The sequence below is a fragment of the uncultured Kriegella sp. genome (assembly GCF_963975415.1).
GTDB lineage: Bacteria > Bacteroidota > Bacteroidia > Flavobacteriales > Flavobacteriaceae > Kriegella.
This window is the reverse complement of the sequence record NZ_CAXBGN010000011.1, coordinates 80,689-95,125: the sequence shown is the minus strand read 5'-3', so window position 1 is coordinate 95,125 and position 14,437 is coordinate 80,689. Positions and strand designations below refer to the sequence as shown.

At 38.3% G+C, this 14,437-nt stretch carries 10 protein-coding genes; 6 read left to right on the top strand and 4 right to left on the bottom strand.

Annotation, left to right across the window (positions count from 1 at the left end):
- Genes AACZ88_RS19495 through AACZ88_RS19480 form a run of 4 tightly spaced genes read left to right on the top strand, consistent with a single transcriptional unit; the run spans window position 1 to window position 3,230 of the window.
- The gene (locus AACZ88_RS19495; RefSeq protein WP_339714056.1) at window positions 1–1,137 is read left to right on the top strand and encodes an FIST N-terminal domain-containing protein; all 1,137 of its coding nucleotides are present in this window, start codon (window positions 1–3) and stop codon (window positions 1,135–1,137) included.
- A complete protein-coding gene (locus AACZ88_RS19490) occupies window positions 1,137–2,213 on the top strand; it encodes a HAMP domain-containing sensor histidine kinase (protein WP_339714053.1) in 1,077 nt (358 codons plus the stop codon). The genes AACZ88_RS19495 and AACZ88_RS19490 overlap by 1 nt, the downstream gene beginning before the upstream one ends.
- Window positions 2,200–2,517 carry an Hpt domain-containing protein gene (locus AACZ88_RS19485; protein ID WP_339714050.1) on the top strand — a complete coding sequence of 106 codons (318 nt, stop codon included), beginning with the start codon at window positions 2,200–2,202 and terminating at the stop codon, window positions 2,515–2,517. The genes AACZ88_RS19490 and AACZ88_RS19485 overlap by 14 nt, the downstream gene beginning before the upstream one ends.
- 2 nt (window positions 2,518–2,519) lie before the next feature.
- Complete coding sequence (locus tag AACZ88_RS19480; protein ID WP_339714048.1) at window positions 2,520–3,230, top strand: LytTR family DNA-binding domain-containing protein; 711 nt, start codon at window positions 2,520–2,522, stop codon at window positions 3,228–3,230.
- Window positions 3,231–3,425: 195 nt separating this feature from the next.
- Here the strand turns inward: AACZ88_RS19480 and AACZ88_RS19475 are convergent, their stop codons facing one another.
- Window positions 3,426–5,456, bottom strand: coding sequence for a tetratricopeptide repeat protein (locus tag AACZ88_RS19475; protein WP_339714046.1), 2,031 nt, complete (start codon window positions 5,454–5,456; stop codon window positions 3,426–3,428).
- Between the two features lie 431 nt (window positions 5,457–5,887).
- Between AACZ88_RS19475 and AACZ88_RS19470 the strand changes: the two genes are divergently transcribed.
- Together AACZ88_RS19470 and AACZ88_RS19465 are read left to right on the top strand one after the other, a co-directional pair.
- Window positions 5,888–7,165, top strand: a complete 1,278-nt coding sequence (locus AACZ88_RS19470; protein WP_339714043.1) for a sugar isomerase — start codon at window positions 5,888–5,890, stop codon at window positions 7,163–7,165.
- 11 nt (window positions 7,166–7,176) lie between these two features.
- The gene (locus AACZ88_RS19465) at window positions 7,177–8,415 is read left to right on the top strand and encodes a glycosyltransferase (RefSeq protein ID WP_339714040.1); all 1,239 of its coding nucleotides are present in this window, start codon (window positions 7,177–7,179) and stop codon (window positions 8,413–8,415) included.
- Window positions 8,416–8,486: 71 nt separating this feature from the next.
- Here the strand turns inward: AACZ88_RS19465 and AACZ88_RS19460 are convergent, their stop codons facing one another.
- Genes AACZ88_RS19460 through AACZ88_RS19450 form a run of 3 tightly spaced genes read right to left on the bottom strand, consistent with a single transcriptional unit; the run spans window position 8,487 to window position 14,318 of the window.
- Window positions 8,487–10,013: a cellulase family glycosylhydrolase gene (locus AACZ88_RS19460; RefSeq protein ID WP_339714037.1), complete on the bottom strand. Its 1,527-nt coding sequence runs from the start codon at window positions 10,011–10,013 to the stop codon at window positions 8,487–8,489.
- A complete protein-coding gene (locus tag AACZ88_RS19455) occupies window positions 9,997–11,226 on the bottom strand; it encodes a hypothetical protein (RefSeq protein ID WP_339714035.1) in 1,230 nt (409 codons plus the stop codon). Before AACZ88_RS19455 ends, AACZ88_RS19460 begins: the two co-directional genes overlap by 17 nt.
- Entirely contained in the window at window positions 11,226–14,318 is a 3,093-nt protein-coding gene (locus AACZ88_RS19450; RefSeq protein WP_339714032.1) for a hypothetical protein, read from the bottom strand. Before AACZ88_RS19450 ends, AACZ88_RS19455 begins: the two co-directional genes overlap by 1 nt.
- Window positions 14,319–14,437 lie beyond the last annotated feature (119 nt).

Below are 14,437 nucleotides of genomic sequence, written 5' to 3'. Positions count from 1 at the left end.
ATGAAAACAGTACAAGCAATAAAAGTAGCCGCCGGTGTACCCTTTAAGTTTAAAGGTGAACATAAGGTATTGAACAATCCCCTAGTTCTGGTCTTTGGAAATAGATATATTTTGGAAGATGAAGGAATATATAAAGAGGTAAGGGATTTGTTTCCATCGGGACACATAGTTTTTGGCTCGACTTCGGGTGAAATTATGGAAGATTCGGTTTATGAAAATTCGGCGGTGTTAACAGCAATTGAATTTGAGAAGGGCAGTTTCTTGGTTAAAAGGGAGAATGTGGCCAATTTCGCCAATGACGATACAGATCTTGGCGAGCATTTGATGAAATCTTTTTCCCAAGAGAATTTAAAACATTTATTTTTAGTGTCGGAAGGAAGTACGGTTAACGGCAGTGCCTTGATTGCGGGGTTTGAGCAAAATAAAAATAAGGGTGTCGGTTTATCTGGTGGTTTATGTGGTGATGATGGCCGTTTCGAAAAAACACTTTCTTCGTACAACGAAAATCCTAAAGAGGGAGAGATAGTGGCGATAGCATTTTACGGCGAATCTCTAGAAATAACAAGTGCCAATTACGGTGGGTGGATGCCTTTTGGGCCAGAACGCGTAATCACGAAATCTCAGGATAACATTCTGCACGAACTCGATGATAAACCCGCTTTGGACCTTTATAAGAAGTACCTTGGAGAAAAAGCAAAAGAATTGCCTCAATCGGCTTTGTTGTTTCCTTTGAGTGTACGACATCCGAATGAAGAGGTTGCCATAGTAAGAACGATTTTAAATATAGACGAAGAAAGTAATACCATGATTATTGCCGGTGATATTCCTGAAGGTTCGAAGGTTCAATTAATGATGTCTACGGTCGATGATATTGCCAATGGTGCGCGAACTGCGGCCAAATATGCGATGAACAAAAGAAGTGCCGCTCCTGAATTGGCCTTGTTGATAAGTTGTGTGGGCCGTAAGCTGGTCATGGGACAAAGAACGGAGGAAGAAGTAGACGAAGTATTATCTGTAATTGGGGAAAATACTGTGGTTACCGGATTCTATTCCTATGGGGAGATGGCACCTTTTGCCGATCAAGATGCGTGTAAATTGCATAACCAGACTATGACATTAACTTTACTTAGCGAATAATGCACCCACTGATCAATAGACAGTTAAGAAAATACTTGCCCGACCATTTGAAGGAAAGCCCTGATATTCAAGCGTTCTTAAATGCCGTCGACAATTCGTATATTGATTTTGATGAAAAGCTGTCAATGATACAGCGTGCGACCTCAATAAGTTCTGAAGAACTTTATCTGGCAAACGCCAAACTGACAAAAGAAGCGGAGCGACAACAACAGATTCTTGCTTCTCTTGAGCAGGCTATGAATAGCCTTAATTCGAATTTGGATGGCGGAGACAAATTGAAACATGGTGAGACCAAAAATTTCGATGCTGAAAAATTGGCACGTCATTTAAGCAATTTGGCCCAGGAGGTTAGTGAAATTACGGCCGAAAAAAATGTACTCTTAAAAAGCTTGGAGGTAAAGAACGAGTCGCTGAGCAATTACGTTCAAATGGTATCCCATGATTTAAAATCACCCGTTAGAAACGTAAATGCGTTGATGAGTTGGATATTGGAGGAAGAAAAAAGTAGAATGTCGGAAGATAGTAAGAATAATTGCCTTTTGATATCTGAGAACTTGACCAAAATGGATAATTTGATCAATGGCATCCTTAAGCACGCTAGCATTGGGGCTCAAATGGAGGAAAAGAAGAACATTGACATTAAAATGCTCCTTGGTGAAATCAAAAAAAATAGTAACATTCCCGATAATGTAGATTTGCAATGGTCCGATAATCTACCAACCATTTGCTTGGAAAGAATTTGGATCGAACAACTTTTTACCATTTTGTTGACCAATGCCATTGCCGCTACCGAACACTTATCTGAAGGGTTGATTAAAATTAAAAGTGAAGATGATGACCAATTTTGGAAATTTTCTATATCCGATAATGGAAAAGGAATTCCTGAACGTCACCACAAAAGTATATTCGAGATGTTTCGAAAATTGGAGAATAATCCAACATCTGCCGGAGTTGGACTCGCCTTGGCAAAAAAAATCATAGCCCTTTATAAAGGCCATATTTGGCTCGAATCAGAAGAGAATAAGGGAACAACTTTTTATTTTACATTAAAGAAAAACTGTGATGGACAAGCCTAATTTAAATTATATTAAAGAACTTGCAGGAGACGACTACGATTTTGAGTTGGAATTTATTTCCATAGTGAAACAAGAGTTTCCGATCGAACATAATATTTACAAAGAAGCTATCGAAAAAAAAGATTTTTATGCAGCTTGGCAAATTGTTCATAAATTAAAGCATAAACTGAATATATTGAGCATGGAGGAAGCCTATAAATTGGCTGTAGTCTTTGAAGAAGAATTGAAAACAGAAGATTTTGGAAGACACAAAGATTTCTGTCATGTTTTAGATAACATAGATAATTTTCTAAAAACTATTTAACAATGACCTGTATTATCGTAGATGATGAGAAAGCCGCAAGAGCGATAGTGGCAAGATTTTCTTCTAAAGTTTCAGATATAGAGGTAGTAGCCCAATTTGACAATGCCATCGATGCCATAAAGTTTTTAAATCAATCTACCGTCGATGTGGTGTTTTTAGATATTCACATGCCAGGATTTAGTGGAGTTGATTTTGTACGAACTTTAAAAGATTCTCCCAAGGTAGTCTTGATTACCTCTGACACTAATTTTGCCATTGAATCCTATGAATATGAATCAATAGTAGACTATTTGGTGAAACCTATAAATTTTGAGCGTTTTGAAAAATCGATTCGAAAAATAAAAAGTGCATTGGTGACACCTGCAAAAAAAGAGGGAGGGGAACATGAAGGTTTCGGTGCTGAAGATTATTTTTACATCAACATCGATAGGCGTTTGATAAAATTAAAGTTTGAAGAAGTACTCTTGATAAAGGTAAATGGCGACTATATTGATATTCTAACGGAAAAGCAGCAATATCACGTTCATACGACCCTAAAAAACATAAAGCAAAAGTTACCCGAAAAATCATTTCTACAGATTCATCGGTCGTATATAATAAACTTCACCAAGATAATAGATATTGAAGATAACAGCGTTTTAATAGAAAAAAATGTTGTTCCTATCAGCCGTAATAGTAGGCCCGAATTGATGCGAAGGTTAAACCTGTTATAGCCATTTTCTCTTTTAACATTGGCCGCCGAATTACTTTATAATATCAACTGCCAGCGTTGTAAGTCACTCCTTTTTGACTAATAACCATTGCTGTTCGTCGTTGATAGGTGTGTGACTTTGCCATTGTGCCACACCCTCGATAGTAATAAATTCGTAAAATTTCAGTCGAATTGAGTAAGCCCGTCTTATAATTTTCTATTGCTTTATTTTATGGAAGAACAATGGTCTTTTAGTGAACAACCATTTTAACTTTATTCCAATTTCGGTGAATTCAAAACCTGCTGCAGTAGCGGAAGCGATATTACTATACTTGCCATATAAATTGCCGCTGAGACGTTTTGAAAATTGATGCTGTAATTTTGCTTCGGCTCTGAAAATTGTAGTATTTGGGTCTTCCTCTACTTGTTGGAAACCAGTAGCGGCACTTGCCATATAATTGGTATTCTTTGAAATTTTTCCGCGAATATCTGCAAATATCTCCACAGCTTGATATTTTTCAGGACTAAAGTAAATGGTAGGTAATTGGTCCGCAAAGGAGATGTACTGATAATTAAGCCCCATTTTAAGGGCTGGTTTGCGTAGTAAATTGTAGTATAACGAAGTAAAAAGAAGGTTTCGAATATTAGCATCACTTTGTTGGGTGTACATCATTTGCGTATACCAACCCAGGTTAAAGTTTGTGCCTAGATTGTAGTTCAGTCCGTAATGGTTCATCACGATTTCACGTTCGATAAGGTCTGCATTGAAATTTTGTACCTCACGTTGATAGCCAACTTCTAGGTTTTGAAGTTTAAATGGCTGTAAAGCCAGTTTGGCTTCTAAGACGGGTTGGGTGTAAGCATCTGCCATAAAGCGGGAATTGTTTAGGCCCAGAACCGTTTTCAAAGTGGTCTTAGGAAATAATTTATACTGCATTCCGGCAACGATTACATGAGAGTTCGCCTTGTTGAGCGTAACCGTATTTTTTGTAGTACGGTATAAATACGAAAGCGTGGTTCTAAATTTGGTTGATAAAGGAACATCGACACTAGTGTTGGTAAAGAGAGCTATATTATTGCCATTGTCAAAAGTATAGGCGGCATGTTCTTCTATGCCTGGGGTGAATTGAACGTTTAGTTTTTCAATAAAGCCGTTAGCATCTTTTTGGTTTTTATAAATCTTCAAGGTTTTATAGGCCGCTTTGTAAGCAGGTATTATACGGTCAGAAGCAAAATATGCGTTGGCACTACCCAGATTTCCGTCGAACGAGGTACTATCATTTTTAAGAATTGCGTTGTAATTTTTGATGCTGTATTTGGGATTTCCCGTATAAAGACCGAAAGTTGCCTTTAGGGCAAAAAGCCAATTTTTATTTGGGTATAGTTTTGACAGACTATCAATTTGCGCTTTTGCTTTTCCATATTTCCTATTCCATATCAAAGCTTGAATATAGCGGTCATACGTGCGCTCGGTCAGTATACTATCTTTGAATTGGGATACCCGGTTTTTAGAAAGAGTAGCAACTTTAAGGGCTTCCTTGTCATTTTCATCAATATGTGCTGCCAAAGCAATCCCATTTAAGGCAGTAACCGAATCTTTGGGGGTCAGTGCATAGCGACCGTACGTTGCTTTGGCTTTACTAGCATTTTTGGTGATTAAGTACAGGTTTGCAAGATTTAATAAAGCATCTTTGTCTTCAGGAAAGTCAGTGAAAATTTCCTGAAGCAAAACTTCGCCCTTTCGATAATTTTGATTGCTCACGAATTGATTGGCGTAACCTAACTTCATGTATTTTCTGGAAACTTTGGCGCTTTTGTTATTAGGTTCAAGGGCAATGGCCTTTTCTATCCAAGTCAAGGCTTGCTTATATTCCTTTAAATTACTGAGTGTATTGGCATAGCCTAATAGTGCTCCAAATTTATCAGGATAAGAGCGTACCATCTCTTGATATAATGGTTTTGCCTTTTCGTATTCTTTGGCCCATAGGTAAGACTCGTTATAATTGATTTGTACTTCAAAATCATCAGGGTAATCATTTAACAAATTAGCAAAAAGCCCGGTGGCTTTCTGCGGTTCCCCGCTTAAGCCCACTGCTCTCGCATAACACAATTGGGCGGTCTTATTATCTGGCTTTGTTTTCAAATAGTTTTCGAAGAAGGTTTCTGCCTGTTCGAATTTCCCTGTTTCCAAAAGTTCAAAGCCAGCAGAGAGGTCATCTTGAGCACTTGAAAGAAGCGAAAAAAACAATAAAAAAATTAAAATAAAATATCGAAACATGAGGGTAAGGTTATTACTACAAGTTGATAACGAACTTATTCACTATTTATTGGTGGTTTTTTGAAGGTTAAAGAATTAATAAGTGATAAAATTAGCAGCATTGTATATGAACTGCTTTGAAAGGGCTATCGGTAGGATGAACAAATACGGATTTAGTTAAAAATGAAACGCCGTTTATCGAAAAGAAGATTATTCCTACAATAAAATTGATAAGAAACCTTTATAACCAAACACTTATGGATTTTATATTGAAAGTTAGCCTTGGTTTATTAGAAGAGCTATGATTTAATCACTATGACACATTTGGCTGTTATCTGGTCCATCGGGCAATCGTCATTTTATATGAAAATAGAATAAAAGAGAGACTACATCCAATAACCCACCAAAGAAGAACCAAAATAATGACCGTATATCGATTGGCATTGCGAAAAATTTCTCCCGAACAAATATTCATGTTTAGCGTGCTCTTGGTAAATGGGGGCAATTATATTTATAATCTTTTACTGGGAAGAATTTTGGGGCCGGCTGTTTTTGCTGAAGCCGCATTGCTCGTTACTTTATTACTAGTGCTGTCTTTTGTTGGTATGACTTTTCAACTGGCCTCCGCAAAATTTGCTGTGTTGTTGGAGGGAGGGCAGTGGTCTCGGTTTCGGTTTAAGTTATATAAAGGGTCGCTCATCATTGGTTTAATAGCAATGGTTTTGATGCTGTTCTTTGCAAAAGACTTGCAACAATTATTTCAAACGGAAACTTCTTCAATGTTTATTGTATTTGCCGTAGGGGTTCCATTGTATTTTTTAATGAGCGTAAACCGGGGTATTTACCAGGGCAATATGGAGTTTATTAAACTTTCAACCAGTTACCAAACCGAAATGTGGAGTAGGCTCTTGCTTACTTTGTTTTTTGTGATGGTGCTTCCGTTTGATGCGACCACTTTGGTCGCTTCTGGTATTTTGATATCGTTTTTGTTTGGCATGATTCCGACCGATATTAAAAACTTCAGTTTTGAAAAATCAGTGCGTTTAACACCTGAAAATGCCAAAAATGTATCGATGTTCATCATTCTTACGGCATGTTATGAAGGCACCCAGATTATTATTAACAACAGTGATATTTTAATGGTGAAGCATTATTTCGATGCGACCACTGCTGGTTTGTATGCCTCACTTGCCTTGATAGGCAGGGTGGTATATTTTGTTGCCTGGATGTTCGTTATGATACTACTGCCCACCGTGGTGCAACGTAAGAAAGATGGTTTGTCGACGGCTCCGGTCTTGTTTAAGTATGTTTTTATTATTGGCTTGCTATCAACCTGTATCGTACTTGCGTGTTGGATGTTTCCAGAGCTTATCGTTCAGTTGATGTTCGGAGAGGAATATTTAAGTATCGCAGGGTTACTTTGGAAATACGCCTTGGCAACCTCACTTTTTGCCATTTCAAACATTTTTGCCTACTACTATCTTTCCCTAGACCATTATGGTCCAGTAATTCTATCAGGAATTTTGGGTATTTCCCAAGTGGCTTTGATAGCCATTTATCATGACAGTCTTGAACAGGTAGTTCTCGTACAAATTCTGGCAATGGCCATTTTATTGGCTGTGCAGTTGGGGTATTTTATTTATAAGAACAATAGGCCCAACCATATAGAACTTCAAACGGATAATCAAACAAACTTATAAAAAAAAGAAAAATGAAATTAGCAATTGTAACGGCATATCCGCCAAGTAAAATTACCCTTACGGAGTATGCATACCATCTCGTAAAACACTTTAGACTTCAATCCGATGTAGACGAGATTATTTTGATTACCGACCGAACGGAAGGAGAAAAAGACATTTCTTTTGAAGAAGAGGGTTGTAAAATAACCGTAGCCGAAAGCTGGAGCTTCAATAGCTACAAAAATATATTGGATATTAATAGAGCCTTGAACCGCACCAAGCCCGATGCTGTTTTATTCAACTTACAATTCTTAAAATTTGGGGATAAAAAGGTGCCGGCTGCCTTGGGTCTTCTTATGCCCTTCATATGTAAACTTAAAGGTATTCCTTGTATCTCATTGTTGCATAATATATTGGAGACAGTTGACTTGGAAAGTGCAGGGTTCACTAAGAATAAATTGTTACAGAAAATCTACGGTTTTATCGGATCTACCTTGACACGTTTTGTTTTGGCTTCAGATCTTGTGGCTGTAACCATAACCAAGTATGTTGGAATTCTAGAGAAAAAATACAAAGCCAAGAACGTGGTTCAGATTCCCCACGGGTCTTTTGAGATACCACCAGAACCGAATTACCAATTGCCCAAAGGCGCGAAACAGGTAATGGCTTTTGGTAAGTTTGGTACTTATAAAAAGGTAGAGGTATTGATTGAAGCGGTAGAAAAAATACGGAAACGTACAGATGAAAATATCGAAATTGTCATTGCGGGTACCGATAGCCCAAATACACCAGGCTATTTGGAGAACGTAGCCAAGCAATATGCAGGAGTAGAGCAGTTACGTTTTACAGGTTATGTTGCCGAAGAGGATGTTCCTGTAATTTTCGGTGAAAGTGCTGTCGTAGTTTTTCCGTATACCTCGACTACAGGTAGCTCTGGGGTGTTGCACCAAGCCGGTAGTTATGGTAAGGCGGTGGTGCTGCCCAACTTAGGCGATTTGGCTTCTTTGATAGAAGACGAAGGGTATAGGGGAGAGTTTTTTGAAGCCGATAAAGCTGATTCATTGGCAGATGCGATACAAAGTATATTGACTAATGAATCGTATCGCACGGAGTTGGCGAAGGCTAATTACAAGGCGGCCTGTTCATTACCCATGTCGGCTATAACGAAAATGTACATCGATTGTTTTAAAGCCATACAACTTAAGAACTCAAATTTCGATTTAAAAAGTATCACGCATACAAAGACTGAAGATTCGGTTGTAGACGTGTAAAAATTATTACTTTCCTTTGCTCTATTATTAAAAAGGGTGGTCTTTTTAGGCCATCCTTTTTTTTGTAATTGTTATTGCTTCAGAAACTGGTAAGAAGGCTTTGGATTTCCTTCCTCATTAATACAGCCATAATGTCTTTGAGGTGTTTTACGCCAAGGTAATCGGCCTACTACCGAAGTGGGTACTTCATTGAAATCATATAGGGTCCAGAATACGAAAGGTAGATTTTCTTGAGAGATATACTCTTGCATCTGCTTATAATACGCAGCCTGCTTTTCTTCAGATCCACTAAAGGCGTTCCAAACGCCGCTATAGGAAGATAATCCATATTCTTGCAACATAAACGGCTTGTTGTTTACTTTATCTTGTAGTTGATGGTATGCTTTGACAAAATCTTCCGGTTTTTTGTAATAATGAAAAGAAACCAAATCTACTTCTTCTGTAAGATTGGTTGCCGCTTCGGTTGATGACCAACCTATGGTGACATCATGTTCGGGGTCCCAACTCTTGATTTGCGCAATCATTTCTTTTAACCAAGCGGTTACCGTGGTAAACCCTCTTGAATCAAAGTCTAGATCCGGCTCGTTCTTTACATCCCAAGCCAAAAGAGCTTTATGGTTCTTCAAAGAATTTACAACAATTTCGGCGTGTCTATGAGTTAGCGTCCAATCGTCAATATCATAATTTCCATAAAAATCGAATAAGGTGACCATCACCTTAAGATCTGTTTCCAATGCAATATTCATCACATTTTTTAATTGTTTAAGTTTGTTCTGGTCTATGATATTTTTCCCAAAATTCTCATACGGTACGAAAATACGCACCATATTCAAACCCATTTTACGAATTCTTTCAAAATCTTTACGAACCACCAGGCTATCAAAATTTTCACCGAACATATCCCATGGGTTTTTCTGCGGATAATAGTTTACGCCACGTATTTTGGTAAAATCGATCGGTAGTTTGTTGCTGTCATTTTCGGCAATACCGTCTTGTAATACCGATGGAATTTCCTGCAGATGGCGTATTCGCCAAAAACCATCCTCGAGCAGCATGATGACTCTGTAATTTGCAGTGCTTTTATGCTCAAGGAAAAGGCTGTCATTACGATAGATTTGACTGTATGATGCTACATTATTGTCTTTGAAAACCACCAGTTGGCCATCGGCACTGTAGAATTCCAAATCTGGGTTGTGTGAAATAGTTGTCGATTTTATTTTGACGCCAGAGGCTTTGTTCAAGTCTAAAATCCTTTTAAATTTTATCAAGGCACTGTCTGTATAATAATCGTCAAGACCGTAGTCATTTTGATTTCTGTACGCCAGGTTGCGTACATACCAAGCACGTTTATAGTCTTTTTCTATTTTTGTAAGCGTCTGCTTCTCTAATGGACGTCCTTCGCCTAGCGTATCCGACCATATCACTTTAGGTAGATAAGTTTCGTTTAATTGACTTTCGAGGTGCAGCATTGTAGAACGATCCGCTCCTGTATTTAAATAAGACCATGCAGAGCCGATTCCGAATAGAATTAGCATGTTGACCCCGAGAAAGGAAAGCAACAAAAACGCCCGATATGCATTTCTATTTTTTGTCGCCATAGAGTTTAATGGTTAGTTCTTTTTTAATACCCATGGAATTTATCGTAATCGCATAGGTTCCTGGAGGATAAAACTCTGCGGGAAGCTTTAATGACGTCATTCCATTTTTAGTGAAAAGCTTGGTCTTTTCTAAAATTAAATGCTCTTCTGATTTAAGTTCAATAGTTATGCTAATGCCATCGGGAACTTTTTGATTGATAAATCCATATAAAGGGCCAATGACAACTTCTCGTTCATTTTCATCAAAGCTGACTTCAAAATCTTTGACCGATTGGTCAAAGCTTACAGCCAGCCGATTACTGGTTGCGGCTCCAGTGACATAGGCCTTTATATTCCATTTTGTGGGCCTTTCAGGGTGAAGTATCTTTGCTATGGCCATGCCATTTTGTGTGTTGCCCGATGTACGTAATAAAGTACCCGAAGCATCTTCGACAATAAAATTCACATATGTACCATCGCTCACAATATTGTTATAGTCATCGACTATTTTCGAAGTTTTCAATGTTAAAATCTGGTTGCCGTCAGCAAACGAATGATCACGTTCATAGTGAATTGTAAAATCAGCGGGTATTGCCGAATAGACCATAGTCGTAAGTTGTTTTGAGTAGGTGCCTAGACAGGCGGAACTTACCAGCATACGACCTGCCTTTTTTGTTGCTCCTATATTTTTCCATGCAATACCCCCAGATGTTTCAATAGCGTATTCATCCATTTGATTTTCAAATTGACGTTTTATGGTAACAGTTGTACCGTCTGGTAATAGGTTGTCAAATTGATCGGTAGGTATGTTCGTTAACATCGAAAAATCGATGTCACCAGCAGTTATTTGCCTAGGACCAAAATAAGATTCCATAAAAACAAAGGTCGAATCTGGTCGCATGTTGACTTCGCCATTTTCGATGATTTCTCCATTCGAGACCATCTTCCATTTAAGTAATCCGGCATGACGGGTATAACTTTTTGGAAAGCAATACCTGATATGGCTATTCTTTCTTGTACCTGTAATAATCGTTGATCCAATGGCATTGGTCAAATATAATTGTGGTACTTTTTCACCTTGTATTTCAAAGTTAAGACATAATTCACTACTTACGGTCTGTTGTTCATTGGAAGCATTCAGAGACACTTTTATATTGGGGGTCTTGTTCTCCAATACCTCGGTTCGGCACGAGACAATGAGTATTAAAGTTATGATGGCGATGAAGATTTTCATTACTTAGGATTTCCGATATAACTATTCAACTCAATTTTTATAAAATCATATCCGTTGCCTTTCAGTGGTTGTAATAACTCTTGATTATGTTCAAGATTTCTATTGGGAAAAATCTTTTCCGCGATTGTGGCATTAGGTGAACCATTAACAAAACAGTTCTCTAAACTGCTACTTATGATACTGAGGTTCGGGATGTCTAATAATTCATATTCAAAATTTTGTTTACGCTGTACTCGTACACCTTCTCTCATAAATTTACTATCTACCCAAACCAAAGTTTTATCTGAATCGTAATATGAAATCAATAATTGTGGAATAGTAACCTCTTGTATACCGCTATTGAACAATTCCCCTTCAAGCATATTCTCTGTGGTTTGAAGTTTTTGCAGGGTAATGGACTTATAAAGGTCGGTCGTGGCGACATTGCCGGCACATTGTAAATTAAATTTGGTAGGTATTTCTTTTAAATCGAGTTTTGTGAATTCATTGGGATTAAAGGTTTCAGGAATGTGTTCATCAGGATTTGTCCATGCAATACCTTCGAACAAGATTTTGAAGGCAGTGGTTTCCTTAGGCATTAATTTATGCTTGAGATGATATTTGGCATTGAATTTAGCAAGTTCGACATTTTCATTATTGTATAGGGTGGCGGAAATCACCACATCTGCGGGAACATCATCTACGTTCTGTATTTCACCAACAATAGCGTATTCGGATTCTATTTCGACCAATTTGGCAGACAGCACTTCTAACACAGGTTGTTTCAATACATCTTCATGATGGGTCTGTTGGGTCGTGATTTTACGTCTTCCATGATTATAGAATTTTGTTTCGTTGCTCTCGAATAGTTGGTCTGGAGGAATGTCGGTATCGATACTTTTGGGTCGTACGTACCATTTCCCCTTTCTTTTTACCAATTCAAGACGTTCTTGTTTTGCTATTTTTTCTAAAGGAGTAATCCATTGCATTCCAACATTTGCCAATGCGCTATTTGGTGTTTCCTCAGATACGGCGACCCCAATGGCATCTAACTTGGCATAAGAACTAAGAATTCCATCGGTTACCGAAACCTCTAGCATAAATTGGGAAAGTGATTTATTCCCCTCAGGGTCGAGATAAGAATATGCTCTTTCAAATTCCTTAAAATCCAAGGCATCATAGTAAGACCTTACAACGTTTTCCGGACTAATTTGTGCCGATTCGTCTAAATAGAAATGATAGGTGCCATAGCCGAGAACTAAAAGTAGAAAACCGGCCCAGAGCAGATTGAAAGTAATGAGATTGTTTGAAAACTTTCGATGTATCTTGATATACTTTAAATAGTCGGAAGGCTGTGATTTATGTGATTTTAAGGCTCGGAACCAGATTGATTGAATATTGAGTATAAACGCGATGATTACCGTCGAGATAGGAATAAGGCCCCAAATTATTTTTAAGAAGACCGATACATCTTCTTTTGCCAGTACTTTAGGGAGGGGGGGCACATTTAGTTTTTCCCAGACCATAATGCCGTTTTCCAATTGCTGCAATCGTTGCCAGCCGCAGAAATAGAGTAGGGGGTCATAGAATTTGTCGTTGGCGAAAATATATTTTAGGTTATATTTCTCGGGTACCGTTAAGAACTGTTGCAATGAACCGATGCCCTCGACACCTCTAAATTTGGAGTTTTCTAAGCGCTCAATGGCCCTTGTTGTCAATTCGGGCAAACGCCTTGCGGAATGGTAATTGCCATCAACGGTCATTGCCTTGGTCTGTGCCGATAGCCAGGCCATTTGATCCCCGAAGCCTAATGGAAGATAGCGCCATTGATCGTGTTGATCTTGGTTGAGGAAATTGACAATGGGCAACATTTTTATTTTTTGGGGTTGTGAGGGTCTAAAATACCCCAAACTCATGGTGAAAATGACCATGACAATGATACCGCCGGCCAATAACCCCCCGGCAAGTCTATGATAGACAGGGCCAAATCGCCTTTGCATGTGTTCTTTTAAATCACCCTCTACCATACGATATGCAAATTCCCCAAACATAGGCAAGGCTATAATCGTTGCCCATAACGTAAAACGATCTAAAGTGAGAATATTAAAAGCCGTTTCCCCTAATAATTTTAGTGGAATGGGTGTTGTTCCTCCGGTGCCAAGAATGGTCAGCATGGTAAAAGAGAGCCCGAAGAATAAATAGCGTTTGCTGTAAAATCGATAAAAAATATAGGGTAGAATAAAAAGCAGCACCCCCCAGGGGATTACGAAAAATACCAAACCAGACGAAGTAACTTCCAAGAAATTATCCCTAGAACCGTGTGGTATGGGGACTTGGGTAATCGGATTTTTTTTAGAATTGATCCAATAGGGCAAAATGCAAAAGACAATTAAAACTAGGGAAGCACCTCCAAATTTCACAATACGCCAGAAAAGTTTTAAAAAGGCTTTCCAAAAAATTCGAAAACTGATCTTCTTCGTACTTCCGGCTTGATCAAAAGCCTCATCCATGACCACCATTCCTATCAAAGGAAAAATGAAAAAAACCATACCAAAAATGGGCGTTACATGGTGTGAGGTTACCGTTACGGCAATAAGCGAAAGGCAGGTGAAAAAGTAGCGGAGCTTTCCCGTTTTTATCCATTGGTATATTTCGGGTAAGGAATGTAAAAGAATAGAGAGTCCGACAATACTGGGAAGTTGGCCGAAAATGTGAAGTGTTTCGACAAAAGTTGATGAAAATACAGCAAGTAGGGCGGTGTATCCTGCAACTTTCCGGTCTCCCGTCATTAAAAGCCCGAACCTGTATGCACCTGTGACGAAAAGAACAATACCGATCATTGCCACTGAGAACATTCCAAATTTTAAGCCTCCTATGTAAGATAATATGGCAATCGATTGATGTACCAATGGCGGATATGCCTGAACGGTAAATCCGGTATACCATCGATAATCCCAAGGTTCGAACCAACTATTGGCATAATGGTCGGCAAAGAAAAGGTGAATTAAGGCATCATAGGTAGTCTCCAAGGTAAAGAAAATACTGGAACCATGGAATGCTATGGCTATGAATAGGGCCACCACTAAAATAGGGTTGGTACTCTTTTTGGTCATTTAGAATTAAAATCGTTACTCTTAGAAACGAATAATAATTTACAATAGTACAATAGGAGAGGCAAAATGAACGTTATTTGAAAGAAAACGACTACGAAATTATTTTATGTTGGTCCAAC

Bases quoted from the DNA above. Each gene is read 5' to 3' on its own strand.
- AACZ88_RS19495 (WP_339714056.1), top strand. From the start codon at position 1: ATGAAAACAGTACAAGCAATAAAAGTAGCCGCCGGTGTACCCTTTAAG.
- AACZ88_RS19470 (WP_339714043.1), top strand. From the start codon at position 5,888: ATGACCGTATATCGATTGGCATTGCGAAAAATTTCTCCCGAACAAATA.
- AACZ88_RS19450 (WP_339714032.1), bottom strand. From the start codon at position 14,318: ATGACCAAAAAGAGTACCAACCCTATTTTAGTGGTGGCCCTATTCATA.
- AACZ88_RS19485 (WP_339714050.1), top strand. From the start codon at position 2,200: ATGGACAAGCCTAATTTAAATTATATTAAAGAACTTGCAGGAGACGAC.
- AACZ88_RS19480 (WP_339714048.1), top strand. From the start codon at position 2,520: ATGACCTGTATTATCGTAGATGATGAGAAAGCCGCAAGAGCGATAGTG.
- AACZ88_RS19490 (WP_339714053.1), top strand. From the start codon at position 1,137: ATGCACCCACTGATCAATAGACAGTTAAGAAAATACTTGCCCGACCAT.
- AACZ88_RS19455 (WP_339714035.1), bottom strand. From the start codon at position 11,226: ATGAAAATCTTCATCGCCATCATAACTTTAATACTCATTGTCTCGTGC.
- AACZ88_RS19460 (WP_339714037.1), bottom strand. From the start codon at position 10,013: ATGGCGACAAAAAATAGAAATGCATATCGGGCGTTTTTGTTGCTTTCC.
- AACZ88_RS19465 (WP_339714040.1), top strand. From the start codon at position 7,177: ATGAAATTAGCAATTGTAACGGCATATCCGCCAAGTAAAATTACCCTT.